Source organism: Paenibacillus sp. FSL E2-0151 (assembly GCF_037993015.1).
Lineage (GTDB): Bacteria > Bacillota > Bacilli > Paenibacillales > Paenibacillaceae > Paenibacillus > Paenibacillus amylolyticus.
The window spans coordinates 2,065,086-2,086,996 of sequence record NZ_CP150308.1; the positions used below are offsets into that span (position 1 = coordinate 2,065,086).

A 21,911-nucleotide genomic window follows, 5' to 3' on the forward strand; every position below is an offset into this window, starting at 1 on the left:
AAACGCATGTATTCTCAATCTTTATCATCTAATGGCGCTTTTATGCAGGAGCAGGATCTGCTGAAGTCGATTCTTGCAGATTTAAGACGAACCTCGCGCGAATATACGACTGCGACAACGGAAGCTTCCTGCCCCATGACACGTCGAATGTTCACAGACCTGACAAACGATACCCTAAGATTACAAGGGGAACTGTTCAATCTGATGCAGCAAAACAACATGTATTCTGTCTCGTCCAAGGCACTTCGTCAGGACGTGGACAAGCAAATTCAGTCCGCCCACCAGACCCAACAAAAGTGTCAGCAATTCATTCAGGAAAAGAATACGCAGAACAGTTCATATAGCCAAGCTCCTAATGTGTCTCAGCATCAACCGAATTACGGTAACCCTTATTACATGTAACCTTTGCAAAAGAGGTTTGAAGCACCTAACGTTACAGGACCATACCACCGCTTGCCTGAATTCAGGGCAGGCGGTCTTTTGTCTATGCATCAACGTCAAATTCATGTAATATAAGTATTAATTCATTTTCAGGAACCTGGATGACGCTGGAGGGAAAACCATGAAAGATTTGAACGATCTGCAATTAAAAGTTCTGGATCTGCTGAAGGAAGACGCGAGAAGGACTCCCGCACTGCTGTCGACGCTGCTGGGGGAGTCGGAAGACAAGATCAAGAACGCCGTGGCACAGCTAGAACAAGACCACGTCATCGTGAAATACGCAACCGTCGTGAACTGGAGCAAAATAGATGATGAAAAAGTAACGGCCCTGATTGAAGTGCAGATCACGCCGGAGCGTGGTCGTGGTTTTGAAGGGATTGCCGAACGTATTTATCTCTATCCGCAAGTAAAGTCCGTATATCTCATGTCCGGTGCATACGATCTGCTCGTTGAAGTGGAAGGTGGCAACCTGCGTGAAGTCGCTAATTTTGTGTCGGAGAAACTGTCTCCGATAGACTCTGTACTTTCAACCAAAACGAATTTTATTCTTAAAAAATATAAGCAGGACGGGATTATCTTTGAAGACCATCAGGAAGACAACCGTCTCATGATCTCGCCGTAAAGGAAGATGTGTCATGATAGTGAATGAACAGACAACCGGGAACAACAAGAAAATGACATCTTATCTGGCACCCCTCGTGCAGCAGATACCTCCATCCGGAATTCGTAAATTTTTTGATCTGGTTGGAGACAACAAGGATATTATCACTTTGGGTGTGGGTGAACCTGATTTTGTTACCCCTTGGCATATGCGTGAAGCTTGTGTATACTCGCTGGAAAGAGGTATGACCAGTTACACATCCAACGCAGGTATGCCGAAGTTGAGAGAAGCCATTAGTGAATATCTGGATACTCAGTTTGATACCAAATACGATCCCAAGGATGAGATTATTGTTACGGTGGGTGGCAGTGAAGCGATTGACCTGGCTTTGCGAGCATTAATCGTACCTGGTGACGAGATTCTCATTCCTGAACCTTCGTACGTGGCTTATTCACCAATCGCTTCAATCGGTGGCGGTATACCAGTTGGTGTTGATACCTATGCGAAAGATCAGTTCAAGTTAACGGCCGAAGCACTTGAAGCTGGTATCACGCCGAAGTCGAAAGTGGTTATTCTGTGTTATCCGAGTAATCCGACTGGAGCCATCATGACGTATGAAGAGTGGCTGCCTATTGCTGAAGTGATTAAAAAGCATGATCTGATTGTGATCGCGGATGAAATTTACGCTGAATTGACGTATACGCAAAAACATGTTAGCTTTGCAGCTATCCCTGACATGAAGGAGCGGACCATTCTCGTAAGCGGATTTTCGAAGGCTTTTGCAATGACAGGTTGGCGGATCGGTTACATGTGTGGTCATCCTGAGCTTATTGCAGCCATGCTCAAAATCCATCAGTATACGGTAATGTGTGCGCCGGCCATGGGTCAGGTTGCTGCACTTGAGGCGTTGACAAATGGTTTGGGTGAGAAAGATCGGATGGTAGAATCGTATAATCAGCGTAGACGTTTAATTGTGCAGGGCTTCAGAGATATTGGACTTGATTGTCATGAACCTCAGGGAGCATTCTATGCATTCCCGAGCATTCAAAAGACGGGTATGAGTTCAGACCTGTTTGCTGAGCGATTGTTAACGGAGAATAAAGTGGCTGCTGTTCCGGGCAATGTTTTTGGCCCTCAGGGTGAAGGCTTCTTGCGTTGTTCTTACGCTACTTCTGTAACCCAATTAAATGAAGCTTTGGAACGAATCGGAAACTTTGTTTACAAACTGCAAAAAGAGGGTTAATACTAAAGTAGAATCTTTTTACAAATGTGACATTTTTATCATTGGAAAAAAATAACTTTCTTTTACAAAATAATGTGATATAATTCAAATTTGAAATAAGTTTTCATATATTTGGAAACCATTTTTCCAAGGAGGGGTTAGCTTTGTTTTGTGTTGAATATGATTTACCGACGAATCGTGGGCACTATCTGGCAGAAGGCGATCATGGCGACCGATGGTCGGTGAAACCCGATAACGCATCTTTGCATGACATTTCCTTGGAAGATGAAATTCATATGCTTCGTCGCAAGATGGAACAGATCTTCCTCGAAGAGAAATCATTCACATCCGATATTGTAATTGAAATCAGTAGTTTGCTGGATTTAAAGATTAATGAATATATGAAGGCTAACCCGATTAAAGCAAAATAACGTTTATGCTGGATTGAAACGTTTCATTAATCCAATTAGAAGGGAGACCTGAGAAGGTCTTCTTTTTTTGTGTGTAAAGGCAGGGTGATCCCCCGATAAGCCAGGTTATTTTTTTGCGTGGAACAATTGTGATATATTGGACATAGGAGACTAAAGGGGGAACTGGAATGAAGAGATTTTGGGGGCTTACTGCAATCATTTCTATCGTTTTTCTGCTTGCTGGTTGTGGAGGTAAAGATGGTTTTTCCATATTCATCATTGATAACCAAGGAAATCCATCTGTAATCTCAGAGCAGTTACAGGCCAATCTGCAACAGAAACTGGGCGAGGAACCCAAGGTAGAAGTGATCACCAGTGCGATGTATGATGTTCAGAAAATTATGGTAGAATATGCGGCTGGAGGACATGATATCTTCATATTGCCTGAAACCGACATGAAACAATACGGAAGTAATGGCTCCAATGTTCCGCTGGATGATACTTTTGATCCCAAGAAGTTTGAACGGGGTGTATTTGAGGGTGGAGTATTGGTAGAGAAGGGTGAAGGAGATGGAGGTTCAGATCTCAAGCAAGAATCACATCTTTACGGCATTCCACTCGAAGATATGAAAATGTTTAAAGATGTAGAATATGCTGCGAGCAATTTGTTCGCTACCATTCCAGTGTCATCTTCTAATGTCGAAGAATCCAAAAAAGTGCTGAAGGCGCTGACAGAGTAAAGAAAATTCAGAATGGCTATGGAAGGAGGGAAGCGGATTGCTGATTACGGTCACAGGCGGCATAGGTAGTGGTAAAACCCGGTTTGCCCTCAAGTACGCAGCCGGGATTAGCCGGGAGGGTGTATATTTATCCACCGGTGATCATGATCCCGTTATTCCCGAATTGCCATCCGCTCATTATCGTGCCATTCATGCCGGGAACGGTCAGCATCTGACAGAGGTGATCACCCAGATTAATCGGGAATCCAATCTGTTTTTGGCGGATCAGCGAATTGTAATTGTAGACAGTCTGACCTCCTGGATGGCTGCCGGTTTCAGGGCAACAAAGGATCTGGATCATCAGCGTTCAGAGACACAGCTTTTGCTTGATGCATTATTGTCTTATCAGGGGAAGTTGCTTGTGATTACCAATGAAATGCATGGCACATTGCATCCTACCGAGGAAGAACGAATATTTACAGCGAGAATGGCTTCGGTTAATCGGATGCTGCAGATACATGCTGAAAAGATGTACTTGCTGGTATCTGGTCTGGCTATCGATCTTAAAAGTCAGGGCATGCGAAATGAAGATGAACGATAGTGAGATGACATAAACGGGTGATATAAAGAAGCCTCCTTAACCACGAATTGGTGGCGAGGAGGCTTTATTTATTAAGCTATTCTTTTTATTTCCGCTTTTTGCTACGTCTGATCCACCAGATGATACATCCGATGAGAATGATGGCCAGAATGACATACACTACAATGGAATAGACATCCATAAAGTGCAAAATGCTCTCCCATGATGCGCCAAGCGCAGCACCAACGCAGACTAGAATAACATTCCAGATCAATGTACCAATGGTTGTGAAGAGAAGGAATAAACCAAATTTCATATTGGACATGCCTGCGGGAATGGAGATAAGACTACGAACGAGGGGAACCATTCGGCAGAATAATACGGTCCACATGCCATATTTGTCAAACCATGCATCGACACGGTGAATATCCTCTTTTTTGATGCGCAGAACATGTCCCCAGCGTTCCACAATTTTCTCAAGGCGTTCGACGTCAATGAGTAAACCAATACCATACAGGATCACAGCACCAAAGACAGAACCAATAGTTGCGGCGATAATAACTCCTGGAAGAGTGAGACTGGTATAGGTGGTCATAAATCCGCCAAACGGCAAGATGATTTCGGATGGAATCGGGGGAAATACGTTCTCAAGAGCAATAATGAGTGCAATGCCTATGTAGCCGTATTGTTCCATGAAATCGGTTATCCAGTTTTGCATAATCGTCTCCTTTACTTTTGGTTTCCTTTGATTTGTCGTATACTCGGCAGAGCACACCAATTCTTATATACGTGTAAAGCGATAGACGGGTTTCTGAAAAAATGGCATTCCCGTATTCATTATTATATTACCAATTGGAGGGATAACGATGGGCATATATACACGAACAGGTGACGAAGGACAGACTTCGGTCATCGGTGGACGCGTCATCAAGGATGATGACCGAGTTGAGGCTTATGGTACGATTGATGAGTTGAACTGTTTTGTAGGCCAGGCGATCAGCCTTATTGACTCGGCTCAAGGGGAATTTGAAGATCTGCGTGAACACCTGCTGGAAGTTCAGCAGGAACTGTTTGATTGCGGGTCGGATCTGGCCTTTGTGAAGATTAGTGAGACGAAATATAAGGTGAGAGATGAAATGGTCACACGTCTGGAACAATGGATCGACCAGTATGATGCAGAGAATCCAAAAGTGGAACGATTCATTATTCCAGGTGGCAGTCAGCTGTCCTCTGCTCTTCATGTGTGCCGTACTGTATGTCGTCGCGCAGAGCGTCGCACGGTAACACTTGGACAACATACAGATATTAATCCGTCTGTACGACGGTATCTAAACCGACTGTCTGATTACTTCTTCGTGGTTGCACGGACGGCCAACGCGAGACAACAGGTGGCCGATATTGAATATGTGCGGAGCAAAAAAGTCTTCCGCCGCAAAGAATGAGCCAGTATTATTCGCCGATTGTCTACACGGTGACCGAACAAGAAGATGGCTGGCTGCTGAAGACCGTGCTTCAGCGGCGGCTGCTGGTGTCGCGTAAGCTTTTGTCCAAAATTAAGCTGACGGAGCAAGGTGTCATGCTTAATGGAGAGCGCGTGTACATTAGCGTCAAGGTAGCTGCGGGTGATGTCGTTGAAGTTCGGATGGAGCAAGAGGAATCGGATGATATTTTGCCCGAGCCTATTCCATTTACCGTTCTGTATGAAGATGAGCACTTGCTTATTGTCAACAAGGATGCGGGCATCATCGTTCATCCAACACATGGACATTACACGGGGACTTTGGCAAATGGCGTTGTTCATTACTGGAAAACCAAGGGCGAGCGTTTCCGGTTCAGACCGATTCATCGACTTGATCAGGAAACGTCAGGTGTGCTCGCAATAGCCAAGAACCCTTATGTGCATCAGCATGTTTCTGAACAGATGATCGCTGGAACAGTAGACAAGAAATATATTGCACTTGTGCACGGCAGCCCTGTCCCGGAACAAGGGGCAGTAGATGGCCCGATCGATCGCGATCCTGAAGAGCCACACCGCCGAATCGTAACACCTGATGGTTACGCTGCAAGAACGTTGTACACAACCTTAACACGTTGGTCAGGGGGCAGCGCCAGTGCGATAAGCCTAAAGCTGGAAAGTGGCAGAACCCATCAGATCAGGGTACATATGACGTCCATCGGCTTCCCGTTGATAGGTGATCGAATGTACAAGACACTACCTGTGCACGAGATCGATGAGCAGACCATGGCTGTCCGGGAAGAACGGGACAGCTGGATCGAACGCCAAGCATTACACGCTTGTGAGCTGACGTTTGAACACCCAATTCTACAGGAACGCATAACATTCCAGGCTCCTTTTCCAGCAGATATGGCCGCGCTTGAGAAGCGTTTGAATGATGAGGTAGCTCCCAGAGAAGAACTGTAGGAAGCTGCGACGAGTCCCTTAGATCTGCGCCCTGTGTCGCAGTCTCTTGCACGGCCTGTCCTGTTTGGAGTTCAACGCTGTTTGTCTTACCCTTGTGAGGGATGCTTAATGCACCCGAACAACATGCCGTAGGCTAATCTTTATGGTTCTATGGTTAATGTATTGATGTTTACCAATTTGATGTTAAATATTTCAAGAATTCAAATCTCAAAAGCTTTTAAGGATACAAAAGCTGTAAGATTTTGATCCGAAAAAATATAGACGAATGTGAGTTTTTGATCTCATTCGCAAAAGTCAGTAAAATTACATGGCGATGGTATCGATTTGGAGCGACTTTTGGATTTGCGAAGCAAACCAAGGGAAGCGAGAAGTCGAGACCGGAGCCACACAGGAGCCACACACTAGGAGGAAAATCAATGAGTAACTTAAAAATATATCAATATGCCAAATGCGGTACATGCCGCAAAGCTGTAAAATGGCTTGAAGCTCAAGGACATGAGCTGGAGTTAATCCCTATTTTTGACTCACCGCCTTCAGAATCTGAACTAACAGAACTCATCCAAAAGAGTGGACTGGAAGTGAAAAAGTTCTTTAATACGAGTGGGGAAGTATATAAAGAACAACAATTGAAGGACAAGCTTCCGAGCATGTCCGCTGATGAACAGATTCGTTTACTGGCTTCCAATGGTCGTCTGATCAAACGTCCGATCGTTACGGACGGAGAAAAGGTGACGGTTGGATTCAAGGAAGAAACGTACGAGCAGGAATGGAATAACGCATAAACGCGCTGAATATCAGCCTTGAATTGTTCAGAATTCAGGGCTTTTTTGGCTGAACGATGGTTGGCGGAACTATGCTATAATGATAGAATTAGTTTCGATATTTTATATGCTAGATTTAGATAGGAGAGAACAAATTCAAGTGAATCAACGTAATGAACCTACTTTGTTGCTGGTAGATGGTATGGCGGTGTTGTTCCGTGCTTTTTATGCGACATCTGCAAGCGGATATATCAGACGTACAAAGGCAGGATTGCCTACCAACGCAGTCTACGGATTTATCCGTTATTTCTGGGATGCGGTTCAGACTTTTGGGCCAAGTCATGTCGTATGTTGTTGGGATATGGGCGGTAAGACGTTCCGCGGTGAAGAATATGCAGCCTACAAAGGCAACCGGGCCGAAGCTCCGGATGACCTGATTCCCCAATTTGCTCTGATTCGTGAAGTCATGGATAGCCTGGGTATTCCGAATATAGGTGCACAAGGATTCGAAGCCGACGATTGTATCGGGACGCTTGCGAAGTATTATACCGAAGAGACCGATATGAATGTTATGGTACTGACGGGTGACCACGACATGTTGCAACTGATCAATGACCGCACAAGTATCATTATTATGAAAAAAGGCCATGGCAACTACATGGTGTACAACCCTGAAACGCTCATGGCTGAGAAACAACTGACACCTCGTCAAGTGATTGACATGAAGGGTCTGATGGGAGATGCCAGCGACAATTATCCCGGAGTACGGGGAATTGGTGAGAAAACAGCGTTGAAGCTTGTACAGGAATACGGCTCCATTGAAGGGATTCTGAGCAACATGGATAAACTGACCCCTTCGGTGCGTAACAAGATTGAGAATGATTTGGACATGCTTCATCTGTCCCGCAAACTGGCAGAGATTCATTGTGCTGTTCCGGTTGCCTGTGCGCTGGATATCTGTGAATTGCGTCTTGATCCGGATATGGTGATGGACAAGTTTGAACAACTTGAGATGAAGAGCCTTGGCTCTTGGATGGGAGTGGCAATAGGGTGAGCAACATGAATAACGTACGAACAGGCAAAAAGTGGTGGACAGGGGCTATGGCCCTTGTCCTGGCCTTGCCCGTAATTCTTTCGGGAGCAGTAAGTGCACCACAGACAGTGGATGCCAAAGCAGCAATTAGTACCAAAGTACAGAAAGTAAAAGCAGCAGGACGTAATTTTACCGTACAGACCGTTTCGATTCCAAAGGGAACACCGGTTACTGTCGGACTCGCGAAGAAGCAAGTTGGCCAGACGGCAACATTGCCATCGATTGTGAAAGCCTATGGTGCGCAAGCAGCCATTAACGGAGCATTTTTTGAAGCATATAACGGAGCACCAGATCCATACGGTATGTTAATAGCAAATGGTAAGGTCATACATATTGGAAGATACGGAACATCCATCGGATTTAAGGAAGACGGCTCGGCGATCATGGATTCACTTCAAGTGAGTTTGACAGGTAAAGTAATGGATACAAAAGGTAAATCACGGAGTTGGTATGCCACCTTTATTAATCGAACACCTTCAGCGAACGCAAGCATTACGATGCTATATACGCCTGAACGAGGTGCCACAGTCGGATTCAAAGGTGGCACTGCGGTTGTCATGGAGAAAGGTATCGTGACCAAAAAAGTGCCCAATACAAATGTAGCGATTCCTAAGAATGGCTCGGTACTGGTTTTCACAGGTAATCAGAAGTCTTCTTCGGATCGTTTCACCGTTGGTTCGACCGTAGAAATGAATTATAAGTATACGAACGCAGCAGGCAAAGAGATCCCTTGGCAAGATGTAGTGACTGCTGTTGGGGCAGGACCCCGTCTGGTGAAAGACGGCAAGGTAGCTGTCAATCCGACGAGCGAAGGTTTCAAGGATTCCAAGATTCTTAATGCTTCCGGAGCCAGAAGTGGTATTGCGATCATGGCAGACGGTTCTGTTATGCTGGCTACCGTTTCCGGAGCAACAATCAAGGAGTGGGCAGCGGTGATGCAGAAGCTTGGTGCCAAACAGGCCATGAATCTGGATGGCGGTGCTTCCTCGGGTATGTATGCCGGGGGCAAAATGCTGACTTCTCCAGGTCGGCTCTTGAGTAATACACTCGTATTTGGCGGCTCTGTGCGTTAAAAGAAAGTGATTATGGGAGGTATGACGCAAATGACACTCACATCTGATCGAAAGCCAGGGGAGGGCAATACAGCTGTTCTGGCCATTAATGTAGGACTGCCGCGGCCGCTCCCTGGGCAGAAGCGTGAAGTGCTGAGCGGCATTGTGAAACATCCTGTATCCGACGCGGTTTTCCTGTCATTCACTGGAATGACAGGGGACGCGCAGGCGGATCTGGTGCATCATGGCGGCCCTGACAAAGCCGTTTGTGTATACGATTACAGTCGTTATCCGGCGCTGGAACAACTGATGGATCGCAAGCTGGATTGGGGAGCTTGTGGAGAAAATCTGACGGTTGAAGGCTGTGCCGAAGAAGACGTACGGATTGGTGATGTGTACGAGTTGGGCGAAGCCACAGTGCAGGTCAGTCAGCCCAGACAACCTTGCTTCAAGCTGGGTGCGAGGTATGACTATAAGGAGCTGCCTGTTTATTTTCAGGAGAGTGGATATACCGGCTTTTACTTTCGTGTACTGCAAGAAGGTGAGATAAGGCCTTCATCGATATTTCGACGGATCAGCACCGATCCAGCCTCAATGACGGTTCTTGAAGCCAATCGAATCATGAATCAGGGGAAAGAAAATGTCGAAGGTATTCAGGCGTTGCTGGCCATTCCTGCGCTGTCAGACAGCTGGAGGCAAACGTTAATGAAACGATTGTCCAAGCTGGAGAACAAGTAGCAGGGTAATTATCGTGTCATCAAGTAAAGCAATTCGAATTCCTTTTTAAACTAACTTGGGAGTGTGACTAACATGACGATCTTAGGCGCAATTGAAGCAGGCGGAACCAAATTTGTATGTGGTATTGGCACAGAAAACGGAGAAGTTCTGGAACGCGTAAGTTTTCCAACAACAACACCGGAAGAGACCATGGCTCAAGTGATTTCATTTTTTGAAGGCAAAGGCATTGAAGCTCTGGGTGTAGGTTCATTCGGTCCGATTGATCCGATTGAAGGAAGCCCAACATATGGCTATATCACAACAACACCTAAACCACATTGGGGACAGTATAACGTGATTGGCAAGCTCAAGGAGCATTTTGATGTGCCGATGACATTTGATACGGATGTGAATGGTGCGGCACTTGGAGAAGCAACCTGGGGCGCTGCACAAGGTCTTGAGAGCTGTCTGTATATCACTGTGGGTACAGGTATTGGTGCAGGTGCTGTGGTTGGCGGTAAAATGGTCCATGGATTGTCACATCCAGAGATGGGACATATCATTGTACGCAGACATCCGGAGGATACATACGAGGGTTTCTGTCCGTATCATGGTGACTGCCTCGAAGGCCTTGCAGCAGGACCGGCCATTAACAAACGTTGGGAGCAACCGGCTTATGAACTGCCTGCAGATCATAAGGCTTGGGAGATCGAAGCACATTACCTGGCACACGCCCTGATGAACTATGTTCTGATTCTCTCTCCGCAGAAAATTGTCATGGGGGGCGGAGTAATGAAGCAGGAGCACCTGTTCCCGATGGTTCGTAGCAAACTGCAGGAGTTGCTGGCTGGATACGTTCAGCATCCGGCACTTCAATCCGACATTGACCAGTATGTTGTTTCACCAGGACTTGGCGACAATGCAGGGCTGTGTGGTTCGCTGGCGCTTGCCAAGTTGGCATTGAATAAGTAGGTCATTAAGGGATTGACGAATTTTACCATTGTGGTATGATATGGGCAACAGCATAGTACGGTTAATGAGGAAGCACCTCTCTTGCATGGATTTTGCAGGAGGGGTGTTTTTTTGTGCTGCCTATAGGTAGTATCTCTAACTCGTATAAGCTGAATATTCAAAGGGAGGGAACGAAAATGGAAGTCATTTTCATGAACAGATTGTCCAGAATGTCAGATCAGAATGCAGAGTATGCACAGTTATGGATTGGGGAAGAGGAAGATAGTTGGCAGCTGGGATGGAGTCGCTACGAGGAAGGAGAGCGTGAGGACAGCATCTGGTATGAAGGGACTTCTTGGGAGGAGCTGCTTCATATTTACCGTCATCAGCTTGCCATACAGATGAGTGAGGGGTACCGACCGCAGTTGCAGGGGTTATTTCATGAGAATGATGATCTGAAGTCACGCAGTTATGGTGGACAGCGGCTCCATTGTTACAGTGAGTTATACGGCAATGAACAATTATATACGGATCTGTGCACATGGCGCAGGAAGAGAGCTGTGTCTGACCGGAAGGCACCGTATTTTATTGCAACGAATCGTCTGCTGCGTTTGATCAGTGCCTTTGTTCCGCAATCGCTGGATGAACTGATGCAACTTCCGGGCGTAGGAGAGAGCAAAGCAACTGAGTATGGTGCGGAATGGATGGAGATTACAACCGGACTGGAGCGTTCAACGACATTCCCGCTGGACTGGGTATACACGGCGCTGAAGGAAGAAGAGTATGAGAGTTGGTTATACAAGCAGAGAGAGCAGAAGTACAAGCAGGAACTTGATAAGTTCACCACGCGTAAGCAGGTGCTTGAAGGCATGAAGGAAGGGCATACGTTAGAGGAGATTGTTAATCGATCTGGATTATCCCGACGCGAGTTGGTTGAGCTGTTAGAGGCACTGGATCACGAAGGTTATGACACCGATTGTCTTCTTGATGTGGAGCTGGCAGTGATGCCAGAGAACGAACAAGAGGCCGTATGGAGTGCGTATGAGGAGCTGGGAGATACGTTCCTGAAGCCAGTATTACATAAGGTGTATGGAGGAGAGAAACCCGATGGAGGAAGTCTGGAGCAGGTCTATGAAAGACTGCGCATGATTCGAATCCGCTTCCGTCGGCACGCAGAGACAGAGAAGAATGTTGGTTAATAATCAGAAATGAAAAAAGACGAGGCGTTTCTCCCGGAGGAGCGCTTCGTCTTTGTTATTTCATACGAGTTCATACCCAGTCTTTCTTGCGGAAAATGAAGAACATGCTCAGGCCCAGGGTAACCATTAGGCCAATCACAACAAAATAGCTGTATTTCCAGTTAAGCTCTGGCATGTTCGTAAAGTTCATGCCGTATATACCGGTAATGACCGTCAGCGGCATGAAGACCGTGGTAATGGCGGTAAATACACGCATGATCTCATTCGCCCGGTTCGCAATACTGGATTGGTAGGCTTCTCGCAAGTTGCCCATCAGGTCGCGATAAGTCTCAAAGGTTTCAGATATTTTTACAGCATTCTCATAGATGTCACTGAAATACTTTTGCAGTTGATCATCGATGAGACGCAGATCTTTTTTATTCAAGGTGTTAATGACCTCTTTCTGAGGTCCGAGCACTTTTTTCAGCCACAAAATCTCACTGCGCAGCCCGATAATTTCACTCAAATGTGACTTTTTGGTATGCATCAGAATGTCTTCCTCAAGCTTCTCGATTCGTGCTTCAATTCGGTCACCTACGGTGAAATAATTATCAACAATCAAGTCAACCAGTAAATACAGCAGACGATCCGGTGTACTGATTTCCTGTTCCCACAGGATCGGTTTCAGTGTGCGCAATTCGCTGATCTTGTGCTTGGTAACACTAATAATGAAATGTCTGCCAAGGAATAAGTTGACCGCACGTAGAAATATCTCTTCATCATCGAAACGGATGCTATTAATCACAATAAAATAATGGTTCTCATAAATTTCAATCTTCGGACGTTGTTCTTCGTCACTAAGACAGTCTTCTACAGCCAGATCATGCATCAAGAACAGCGGCTGAAGTACCGCCAAATCGTCTACGTCTGCATCAATCCAGTAAAATCCTTCCGCTGGTGGAGTCAGCGCCTGCTGAATGTCGTCCACCGGAATAAATACACCGTTGTTTACCAACCGGATTTTCATCGTTAATCTACTCCTTCTGCACCCGCCAACTTGGCGGATATTATCATTATGGGCGCAAAAAGAACAAATCAGCCGGTCGGCAGCGGAGCCTGGAGATCAGGGCTGCGTTCACTATATAATCAAACGGAAGTCACGTCCCGCTGCCGGCATGCTGATGTCAGTTCTCTATGCAGTTTGTCGGAATTCGGCTGCCAGTCAGGCCTCGGGTCGCCATCCATTTAATATGTCACCTCTCACATAAGGGTTTATAACACCTTGTTTAGTATACCGCTGGTACAAGGTGCTTTCAAGCGCAAAAATGTGTCTATTTCGCGCCCTGAGGCAGTGTATGACAATGGATGATGAACGGTTCCGATCTGGGAAGCAGACATCGAACTGCAACTTGACGTGAGGGCATTAATGTAATAAAGTAGACGGTGAACCATATTCAATTACAATCTAATACAGCGAAATCTTATCAAGAGTAGGTGGAGGGACTGGCCCGATGAAACCCGGCAACCGGCGGTATACCGCACGGTGCTAATTCTTGCAGCGACTAAGTGTCAAGTGGCACTGTTGTAACTGAGAGATGAGAGAGGCGCATATCTATTTTACATATGACCTTTCTCGAAATCCGAGTAAGGTCTTTGTCATATGCCCCGACTTCTCAGCAGTGATTTTCGCTAAGGAACTTGAGGTTGTTTGTAATGTTGGATGAAAGAGCAATTCAATGTTTTTACAAGCTCAAGGCAGTCTATAACTGTATTGATGTGAAGACATCAAGCCAGGGGTGGCTGCATCTATCTATGCACAAGGAGGAGTTAGACTTACTATGCCAATCAAAATACCCGATACGCTACCAGCAAAAGAAGTACTTGAAGGAGAGAATATCTTCGTCATGGATGAAACTTCTGCATATCAGCAGGATATTCGTCCACTCCGTATCGCTATATTAAACCTGATGCCCACAAAGGAAACGACCGAAACACAATTGCTTCGTCTGGTGGGAAACACACCTATTCAGGTGGATGTCGTTCTCGTACATCCCAAATCCCATACGTCGAAGAATACGTCTCAGGAGTATTTGGATCTGTTCTATAAAACCTTTGATGAGATTGAGCACCGTCGTTTCGATGGAATGATTATTACGGGCGCCCCTGTGGAACAGATGGATTTCGAAGACGTGAACTATTGGAATGAAATCCAGGAGATCTTCGAATGGACTAAAACCAATGTGACTTCAACCCTCCACATATGTTGGGCTTCCCAGGCAGGTTTATACCATCATTTTGACGTACCCAAGGTTGCACTTGATGAAAAGTGTTTTGGCGTTTTCCCACATACCATCAACAAACCACATGTTCCGTTGTTGCGTGGATTCGATGAAGTATTCAACGTTCCACATTCCCGTCATACGGAAGTGAGACGCGAAGATATTGAAAAGAATGAGAATTTAGAGATTTTGGCTGAATCCGAGGAAGCGGGGATCTTCCTGGTTGCTACCAGAGACGGCAAACAGATTTTTGCCACAGGACATGCCGAGTATGACCCGTTCTCATTAAAGTGGGAGTATGACCGGGATACAGCTAAAGGGTTGGATATCGCATTGCCTAGACATTATTATCCGAATGACGATCCTTCCCGTGTGCCACCAGCTACTTGGCGCGCTCATGCCAACTTATTATTCTCTAACTGGCTCAATTACTATGTGTATCAAGAAACACCTTACGATATTGGCCCGCAAATCTAATCGAGATTACAGGAGGATGCAGCAATGGAAGACAACAACAAGTTGAAAATCGAAAGCCGCTTAGCACAAATTGGGTCCATCAATGAACCGGTTACAGGCGCCATTAACTTTCCGATCTATCAATCCACTGCGTTTCGCCACCCGAAGCTTGGACAAAGCACGGGGTTTGATTATATTCGTACGACCAACCCAACTCGCAAAGTGTTGGAAGAGGCGGCCGCAGCGCTGGAGTCCGGTGATGCAGGATTTGCCTGTAGTTCAGGTATGGCCGCGCTACAAACCATCTTTGCCATGTTCGGTCAAGGGGATCATCTGATTGTATCGCTGGATCTATACGGCGGAACCTATCGTCTGCTTGAACGCATCTTGTCCCGTTTCGGTGTAACCGCAAGTTATGTGGATACAAATGACATTGCAGCACTGGAAAATGTTCGTCAGCCGAATACCAAAGCTGTATTTATTGAGACACCAACCAATCCGTTGATGATGATCACCGATGTGGAAGCTGTCGCTTCCTGGGCGAAAAGTTACAACCTGTTGACCATTGTTGACAACACGTTGCTGACTCCATTTTTCCAACGTCCGATTGAACTGGGTGCCGATATCATCATTCATAGCGCTACCAAATATCTGGGCGGACACAATGATGTGTTGGCCGGATTAATTATAACCAAGGGTGAGGCATTATCTGCAGAGATGGCGTTCCTGCATAATTCCATTGGAGCGGTATTATCTCCAAGTGACTCCTACCAGTTGATGAAAGGTATGAAAACCTTGGCTCTTCGCATGGAGCGTCATGAGTACAATGCACTTACCATTGCCAAATACTTGCTTGAGCACCCAGCGGTGGTTGAAGTGTATCATCCAGGCCTATCCGATCATCCGGGGTATGAGGTACAGAATAAACAATCCACGGGTAACACCGGTATCTTCTCTTTCAAAGTGAAGGATGCACGTTATGTTGAACCATTACTTCGTCATATCAAACTCATTGCTTTTGCCGAAAGTCTCGGTGGAGTGGAATCTCTCATGACTTATCCGGCGGTACAAACTCATGCGGATATACCTCTTGAAATTCGTGAAGCCGTAGGTGTGGATGACCGTCTGCTCCGGTTCTCCGTAGGCATTGAACATGCAGATGATCTGATTGCAGATCTCGGCAATGCTCTGACAGCTGCACAACAGGAAGTGGAAGGAGGCGTGCACTCATGAGTGAGTCCAACAACAAGCCCAATTCCGAGTTGAAATTTGATACCAAATTGCTCCATTTTGGCGATGAGATTGACAAAACGACTGGAGCCTCCAGTGTACCGATCTACCAAGCATCAACATTCCATCATTTTGATATCTTCAATCCGCCTCAACATGATTACAGTCGTTCGGGTAATCCGACACGTCAGGCTCTGGAAGATTACATCACATTGCTGGAGGGCGGCGCACGAGGCTTTGCCTATTCTTCGGGGATGGCTGCGATCTCAAGCGTGTTCATGATGTTCTCTGCAGGGGATCACATGATTGTAACGGAAGACGTATATGGAGGTACGTATCGTTTGCTTACTTCCATATTAAGCCGTATGCAGATCGAGACAACCTTTGTAGACATGACCAATATAGATGAAGTAAAAGCGGCACTCAAGCCAAACACCAAGGCAGTTTATATGGAAACACCGTCCAACCCTACACTGCGAATTACGGATATCGCTGCCGTAACTGACTGGTCGAAGGAACATGACCTCATCACGATTCTGGATAACACCTTTATGACACCGTACTATCAGCGTCCAATTGAGCTTGGTGTGGACATCGTCGTACATAGTGCTACGAAGTTTCTCGGAGGTCACAGTGATGTACTGGCAGGGTTAGCGGTTGCTCGCACGGAATCACTTGGCGTACAACTGAAACAGTTGCAAAATGGACTTGGAACTGTACTCGGGGCACAAGAATCCTGGCTTCTGATGCGCGGGATGAAAACCTTGGGGGCTCGCATGGCTCATAGTGAACGGAGCACAGCCAAACTGGCGGCATGGCTTAATGAGCGCAGTGATATTACCGCTGTGTTTTATCCTGGACTTGAGGATCATCCGGGCCGTGAGGCACATGAGCGCCAGTCCACAGGATATGGAGCTGTCGTTTCTTTTGACGTCGGTTCAGGTGATCGTGCAAAAGCAGTTCTTAACCGGGTGAAGCTCCCCATTGTTGCTGTAAGCTTGGGAGCTGTGGAGAGTATTCTGTCCTACCCAGCGATGATGTCTCATGCGGCAATGCCGGCTGAGGTTCGCCGTGACCGTGGCATTACAGATGGGTTGCTGCGCTTCTCTGTAGGTCTGGAAGATATCGAAGATCTCATTGTAGATTTGGAACAAGCACTTCAGGAATCCTAACAAAAGTGGATGCCCGAATACGCCGATGCGTATCACTTAATCTCGAACTAATTCTTTTCCATATGTAAAAATTTTTACTTATTTTTAAAGCACCTGTACATAAGGTGCTTTTTTTCACATGTAACCTGTGTTACGATATGTGGAGTACAGAAATACGATGTTGCCACCAGAACTTGCTTCTCTTGAGCAAGTTGGGACGGATCGTTATATAATTTCTCTTCATGAGGGAGGCTTTTTTACGATGAGTACGGTAGACCGTATCTTAGATAAAGCCCTTCGGGGCGAACGTTTGGACTTGGAAGACACGATTCAGTTATTTGAATCCAATGAAGTGGACAAAATCGGGGCAGCTGCTAATGTCATTATGAAACGCATGCACCCTGAACCATACAGAACATTTGTAATTGGGCGTAACGTCAACTACACAAACGTGTGTGATGTGTACTGCCGTTTTTGTGCTTTCTACCGCAGACCTGGTTCGGATGAAGGTTATGTGCTTCCGGACGAAGTGATTTTCCAGAAGATTCAGGAAACGGAAGATGTGAATGGTACCGAGATTTTGATGCAAGGTGGAACGAATCCAAACTTGCCTTTCAGCTATTATACAGACCTGTTGAAAGCCATCAAAGAGCGTTTCCCAAACATCACGATGCACTCTTTCTCCCCAGCGGAGATTATGAAAATGGTTGAAGTATCCGATGGCCTTACATTGGAAGAAGTTGTTCGTGCCATTCACGAAGCTGGACTGGATTCCTTGCCTGGCGGCGGTGCTGAAATTCTGGATGACCGCACACGTCGGAAGATCAGTCGCTTGAAAGGTTCATGGCGTGATTGGATGGACGTTATGCAAACTGCACACCGCATCGGTATGAACACCACGGCAACGATGGTTATCGGACTTGGTGAATCGATGGAAGAGCGTGCATTACACTTGCTCCGTGTACGTGAAGCTCAGGACGAATGTATTGCGAACAAGTATGACTCCGAAGGTTTCCTGGCATTCATTCCTTGGACCTTCCAGCCAGACAATACCAACCTTAAGCTGGAGCGTCAGACTCCGGAAGAGTACTTGAAGACTGTAGCCATCAGCCGACTGGTGCTGGATAATATCAAGAACATTCAATCCTCTTGGGTAACGATGGGTCCTGAGATCGGTAAGAAGTCGCTTGAATTTGGTTGTAATGACTTCGGTAGCACGATGATCGAAGAGAACGTTGTATCTGCTGCTGGTGCAACTTACAAAGTTAACATTGAATCCATTCTCCGTTTGATTCGGGAGTCCGGTTATATCCCGGCACAACGTAACACCCGATATGACATCGTGCGTATGTTTGACGAAGAGAATGCCGTGCATGAAGATTTCGTAATGCAGAACTAATTCTAATTAATTCAATACTACTCTTTATAAACTTTGATCGTTAGATAAGTATTTATGAAGCCAATCCCGCTGACTACTCCGTTTGGAGAGACGGCGGGCTTTTTGATTTCTTTCTGCGGTTCGAGGTCATCAAACAGTACATGTTACGCAATTGGCGATATTTTATATTGAAATTGAACTGTTACAATGAAGGGGAACTTGTGTAGACAGACACGCTGGAAGGGGTTAAACCGATGAAGAGAAGAATACTTGGCAAGACGAAACTGGACGTACCTGTATTGAGTTTTGGAGCATCCTCACTCGGTTCTGTATTTCGTGACATTGACCGGGACGAAGGGATTCGCACTGTACATGCAGCCGTAGATGCGGGGATGAATTACATAGACGTTTCGCCTTACTACGGGCTGACAAAAGCGGAGACAGTGTTGGGTGAAGCCATCGTTAGCTTGCCGCGAAATTCATATATGTTATCAACCAAAGCCGGACGGTATGGGGAAAATGAGTTTGATTTTTCACGTCAGCGGATTCTGGATAGCGTGCAAGAGAGCCTGGATCGACTGCATACAGACTATATCGACATTCTGTTCCTACATGATATTGAATTTGTGCCAGCAGAGATCATCGTAGAAGAAGCCTTTCCAACGTTGCTGCGTCTGAAAGAGCAGGGAGTTATACGACATGCGGGCATTTGTGGATTGCCCTTACCATTGTTTGAGAAGGTTCTGCCACAGATCGATGCGGATGCGATCATCTCGTATTGTCATTATTCATTGAATGATACCTCGTTATTATCGTTATTGCCCTTGTTGGAAAAAAAAGAAATTGGCCTTGTCAATGCTTCGCCTCTTTCTATGGGCTTGTTGAGTACCCGAGGGGCTCCTGCCTGGCATCCGGCAGATGATCGGGTGAAAGAGCTCTGCCTGAAGGCTGCCCGCTTCTGTGCAGAACAAGGTAGTGACATTGCCAAGCTGGCCGTGCAATTCTCCACATCGAATGAACGAATTCCGACAACACTGGTGAGCAGTGCCAGCCAGCGCAATATCCTCAATAATGCAGCCTGGATAGAGGAACCGTTGGATCAGAGCCTGCTGGATGAAGTGCTGCGCATTCTGGCTCCATTGCATAACGAGACGTGGTCAAGCGGACGACCTGAATATAATACGAAGCCAAGCAACACGTCAGCAGAAGCATCCAAGGGGGAACAACGATGAGAGCCATTGTATGTGAAGAAATAGATCAATTGAAGCTCCAGGACCTGCCTCAACCGGAACGAGCAGAAGGAGAGGCGTTGGTTGCCATTCGGCGGATTGGGATCTGTGGAACGGATCTGCATGCGTACAAAGGCAATCAGCCATTCTTTACCTATCCTCGTGTTCTGGGTCATGAACTGGCGGCTGTTATTGAAGAAATCGGTCCGAACGAGGCTGGGTTACAGCCTGGGGATCAAGTAAGTATTATTCCGTATCTGCACTGCGGTCACTGTATTGCATGTCGCAGTGGAAAAACCAATTGTTGTGCGTCCATGCAAGTCATGGGTGTGCACGTAGACGGAGGCATGAGAGAAAAAATTAACGTGCCTGTCTCACATCTGCTCTCAGCAGAAGGTTTGACGCTGGATGAGACGGCAATGGTAGAGCCATTAAGCATTGGAGCCCATGCTGTCAGAAGAGCAGGAATTAAACCTGGTGAGCATGTGGTTGTGATTGGAGCTGGCCCCATTGGATTGGGTGTGATGGCATTTGCCAAACAGGCTGGAGCGCGTGTTATTGCCGTTGATCGTAATCTGGACAGGCTGGAGCTTAGCCGGACTTGGGCTGGAGCGGATGACCTAGTACAGGCCAATGAACATACTGTACAACAAGTGGCTGAAATTACGGGAGGCGACTATGCTACAGCTGTCTTCGATGCAACAGGTAACGTGAATTCCATGAATGAGGCCATTCAATATGTGGCGCATAGTGGTCAACTCATTTTTGTTGGACTGGTGAAAGCGGATATTACCTTTCATGACCCCGAATTTCACAAGCGGGAGATGAGTATCCTGGGCAGTCGAAACGCAACCCGTGAAGATTTTGATCAGGTTCTGTCCACCTTGCGTCAAAAGAAATTAAGTATGGATGGGTATATCACACACCGTGTGGAATTTGATGAGTTACCTACTGCAATAGATCAATGGTTATTGCCAGATTCACATGTAGTCAAAGCCATCGTTGAACTATAATAACAATTAATTATAATAACAGAAAAAAACGCTCTCTGACCTTGGTGGACAATACTGTCCATCCATAGGGGAAGAGAGCGTTTTTTTATTTTTCCGGATTCGTTACAATGCCCGCATGTGGATCAATGTGACGCACAATGGACTTCAACCAGATCATCTCCAGCACATGTACCTCATAATAAAGTGCACCCGGGATTTGCCTGATCCATCCTTCCGCCATCGCGAGTTGTGTTGAGTCAGAAGTGGCTTCCAGAATTCCAGGTTCACGGCGTAGCCGTTTGCGTACAGCTTTTTCAACTTGAGAGCTTTGTGTGGTCAATATGCATACTTTGCGTTTGGAAGAGAAGCCCCTGAACGCAATGTACACCATTTCATAAGCAATAAGATAGGCGATTACAGAATACATCGCTTGGTCCCAGCCAAAGACAACACCAGCGGCTGTCAGTATCAACAAGTTAAGCAGCATGATTATTTTTTCGATAAGCATCCGTTTTCCGCTAAACACACGTTCAGGTGGGCGGGAAGACGGATCACCGATTTCCAGCGTATCCAGTGTCCCGCCATACCGCACGACGAGTCCAATTCCGAGTCCGAGGCATAATCCGCCAAACATGGCAGCAGCCAGCGGATGCTCTACAAGTGGCGGCATGGGATGAAGCACAATGGCACCGATCGAAAAGACAACCAGACCTAGAACAGTAACCAGTACAAATTTCTTCTGCACAATCTTGTAAGACAGAAATATAAACGGCACATTGAATAAAAATAGGAACAAACCAATCCTCATTTCGGTCCAGTGGGCGAAGAGTGAGGAAATGCCTGTAATGCCTCCAATAATAATTTTATTGGGGTGTAAGAACAATTCAAGTCCCACGGAGGCCAGAATTCCGCCCGCAATAACGAGAAACAGGTTTAACCAGCGGCGGGTAGACGATATCCTGGTCTTGGCGGTGTTTGGCACCGGATTAGCCGATATCAGAGGTGCTTTCATAGGTCATCCTCCTTAGTGCGGCTTTCGAGCCATTCTC

At 46.3% G+C, this 21,911-nt stretch carries 23 protein-coding genes and 1 riboswitch; of the genes, 20 read left to right on the top strand and 3 right to left on the bottom strand.

Features of this window, described 5'->3' with window-relative positions; translation table 11 throughout:
* The first annotated feature begins 6 nt into the window (after window positions 1–6).
* The 6 genes from MHI55_RS09645 (at window position 7) to MHI55_RS09670 (ending at window position 3,994) form a co-directional block, all read left to right on the top strand.
* Window positions 7–402, top strand: coding sequence for a spore coat protein (locus tag MHI55_RS09645; RefSeq protein ID WP_017689630.1), 396 nt, complete (start codon window positions 7–9; stop codon window positions 400–402).
* A 160-nt stretch (window positions 403–562) separates the two neighbouring features.
* Window positions 563–1,063 (top strand): Lrp/AsnC family transcriptional regulator, encoded by a 501-nt coding sequence (locus MHI55_RS09650; protein WP_024628343.1) that lies wholly within the window; start codon window positions 563–565, stop codon window positions 1,061–1,063.
* Window positions 1,064–1,076: 13 nt separating this feature from the next.
* Window positions 1,077–2,285, top strand: a complete 1,209-nt coding sequence (locus MHI55_RS09655; protein ID WP_047842264.1) for an aminotransferase class I/II-fold pyridoxal phosphate-dependent enzyme — start codon at window positions 1,077–1,079, stop codon at window positions 2,283–2,285.
* A gap of 143 nt (window positions 2,286–2,428) precedes the next feature.
* On the top strand, window positions 2,429–2,695 hold the full coding sequence (locus tag MHI55_RS09660; RefSeq protein WP_017689627.1) for an aspartyl-phosphate phosphatase Spo0E family protein: 267 nt from the start codon (window positions 2,429–2,431) through the stop codon (window positions 2,693–2,695).
* Window positions 2,696–2,862: 167 nt separating this feature from the next.
* Complete coding sequence (locus MHI55_RS09665) at window positions 2,863–3,414, top strand: hypothetical protein (RefSeq protein ID WP_076252431.1); 552 nt, start codon at window positions 2,863–2,865, stop codon at window positions 3,412–3,414.
* Between the two features lie 37 nt (window positions 3,415–3,451).
* Window positions 3,452–3,994 carry a bifunctional adenosylcobinamide kinase/adenosylcobinamide-phosphate guanylyltransferase gene (locus tag MHI55_RS09670; protein ID WP_036610092.1) on the top strand — a complete coding sequence of 181 codons (543 nt, stop codon included), beginning with the start codon at window positions 3,452–3,454 and terminating at the stop codon, window positions 3,992–3,994.
* A gap of 85 nt (window positions 3,995–4,079) precedes the next feature.
* Here the strand turns inward: MHI55_RS09670 and MHI55_RS09675 are convergent, their stop codons facing one another.
* A complete protein-coding gene (locus tag MHI55_RS09675) occupies window positions 4,080–4,691 on the bottom strand; it encodes a DedA family protein (RefSeq protein WP_127544419.1) in 612 nt (203 codons plus the stop codon).
* A 148-nt stretch (window positions 4,692–4,839) separates the two neighbouring features.
* On the opposite strand from MHI55_RS09675, the gene MHI55_RS09680 reads away from it, so the two are divergent.
* The 8 genes from MHI55_RS09680 (at window position 4,840) to MHI55_RS09715 (ending at window position 12,168) form a co-directional block, all read left to right on the top strand.
* Entirely contained in the window at window positions 4,840–5,415 is a 576-nt protein-coding gene (locus MHI55_RS09680) for a cob(I)yrinic acid a,c-diamide adenosyltransferase (RefSeq protein WP_036610088.1), read from the top strand.
* Window positions 5,412–6,395 carry an RluA family pseudouridine synthase gene (locus MHI55_RS09685; protein WP_340389843.1) on the top strand — a complete coding sequence of 328 codons (984 nt, stop codon included), beginning with the start codon at window positions 5,412–5,414 and terminating at the stop codon, window positions 6,393–6,395. The genes MHI55_RS09680 and MHI55_RS09685 overlap by 4 nt, the downstream gene beginning before the upstream one ends.
* A gap of 416 nt (window positions 6,396–6,811) precedes the next feature.
* Window positions 6,812–7,177, top strand: coding sequence for an arsenate reductase family protein (locus MHI55_RS09690; protein ID WP_340389845.1), 366 nt, complete (start codon window positions 6,812–6,814; stop codon window positions 7,175–7,177).
* 139 nt (window positions 7,178–7,316) lie between these two features.
* Window positions 7,317–8,210: a 5'-3' exonuclease H3TH domain-containing protein gene (locus tag MHI55_RS09695; RefSeq protein ID WP_017689620.1), complete on the top strand. Its 894-nt coding sequence runs from the start codon at window positions 7,317–7,319 to the stop codon at window positions 8,208–8,210.
* 5 nt (window positions 8,211–8,215) lie between these two features.
* Window positions 8,216–9,322, top strand: a complete 1,107-nt coding sequence (locus MHI55_RS09700; RefSeq protein WP_340389847.1) for a phosphodiester glycosidase family protein — start codon at window positions 8,216–8,218, stop codon at window positions 9,320–9,322.
* Window positions 9,323–9,352: 30 nt separating this feature from the next.
* Window positions 9,353–10,039 carry an MOSC domain-containing protein gene (locus tag MHI55_RS09705; protein WP_340389849.1) on the top strand — a complete coding sequence of 229 codons (687 nt, stop codon included), beginning with the start codon at window positions 9,353–9,355 and terminating at the stop codon, window positions 10,037–10,039.
* 72 nt (window positions 10,040–10,111) lie between these two features.
* On the top strand, window positions 10,112–10,990 hold the full coding sequence (locus MHI55_RS09710) for an ROK family protein (RefSeq protein ID WP_047842269.1): 879 nt from the start codon (window positions 10,112–10,114) through the stop codon (window positions 10,988–10,990).
* A gap of 176 nt (window positions 10,991–11,166) precedes the next feature.
* Window positions 11,167–12,168: an HRDC domain-containing protein gene (locus MHI55_RS09715; RefSeq protein ID WP_076318310.1), complete on the top strand. Its 1,002-nt coding sequence runs from the start codon at window positions 11,167–11,169 to the stop codon at window positions 12,166–12,168.
* 70 nt (window positions 12,169–12,238) lie between these two features.
* Here MHI55_RS09715 and corA read toward each other — a convergent pair whose 3' ends face one another.
* A complete protein-coding gene (corA, locus tag MHI55_RS09720) occupies window positions 12,239–13,174 on the bottom strand; it encodes a magnesium/cobalt transporter CorA (RefSeq protein ID WP_036610074.1) in 936 nt (311 codons plus the stop codon).
* 451 nt (window positions 13,175–13,625) lie between these two features.
* A riboswitch (SAM riboswitch) is annotated at window positions 13,626–13,749 on the top strand.
* Window positions 13,750–13,985: 236 nt separating this feature from the next.
* Here corA and metA point away from each other — a divergent pair.
* The 6 genes from metA to MHI55_RS09750 all read left to right on the top strand — a co-directional run bounded on the left by metA (window position 13,986) and on the right by MHI55_RS09750 (window position 20,883).
* Complete coding sequence (gene metA, locus MHI55_RS09725; RefSeq protein ID WP_211081144.1) at window positions 13,986–14,903, top strand: homoserine O-succinyltransferase; 918 nt, start codon at window positions 13,986–13,988, stop codon at window positions 14,901–14,903.
* Between the two features lie 24 nt (window positions 14,904–14,927).
* Window positions 14,928–16,115, top strand: coding sequence for a PLP-dependent transferase (locus tag MHI55_RS09730; protein ID WP_340389851.1), 1,188 nt, complete (start codon window positions 14,928–14,930; stop codon window positions 16,113–16,115).
* On the top strand, window positions 16,112–17,284 hold the full coding sequence (locus MHI55_RS09735; RefSeq protein ID WP_036669808.1) for an aminotransferase class I/II-fold pyridoxal phosphate-dependent enzyme: 1,173 nt from the start codon (window positions 16,112–16,114) through the stop codon (window positions 17,282–17,284). The genes MHI55_RS09730 and MHI55_RS09735 overlap by 4 nt, the downstream gene beginning before the upstream one ends.
* 241 nt (window positions 17,285–17,525) lie before the next feature.
* Window positions 17,526–18,662, top strand: coding sequence for a cyclic dehypoxanthinyl futalosine synthase (mqnC, locus tag MHI55_RS09740; RefSeq protein WP_074096829.1), 1,137 nt, complete (start codon window positions 17,526–17,528; stop codon window positions 18,660–18,662).
* A gap of 233 nt (window positions 18,663–18,895) precedes the next feature.
* A complete protein-coding gene (locus MHI55_RS09745) occupies window positions 18,896–19,873 on the top strand; it encodes an aldo/keto reductase (protein ID WP_340389853.1) in 978 nt (325 codons plus the stop codon).
* Window positions 19,870–20,883 (top strand): zinc-binding alcohol dehydrogenase family protein, encoded by a 1,014-nt coding sequence (locus MHI55_RS09750; RefSeq protein ID WP_339188630.1) that lies wholly within the window; start codon window positions 19,870–19,872, stop codon window positions 20,881–20,883. Before MHI55_RS09745 ends, MHI55_RS09750 begins: the two co-directional genes overlap by 4 nt.
* Window positions 20,884–20,968: 85 nt before the next feature.
* On the opposite strand, the gene MHI55_RS09755 is transcribed toward MHI55_RS09750, so the two are convergent.
* Window positions 20,969–21,874 (bottom strand): YitT family protein, encoded by a 906-nt coding sequence (locus MHI55_RS09755; RefSeq protein ID WP_051447155.1) that lies wholly within the window; start codon window positions 21,872–21,874, stop codon window positions 20,969–20,971.
* Window positions 21,875–21,911 lie beyond the last annotated feature (37 nt).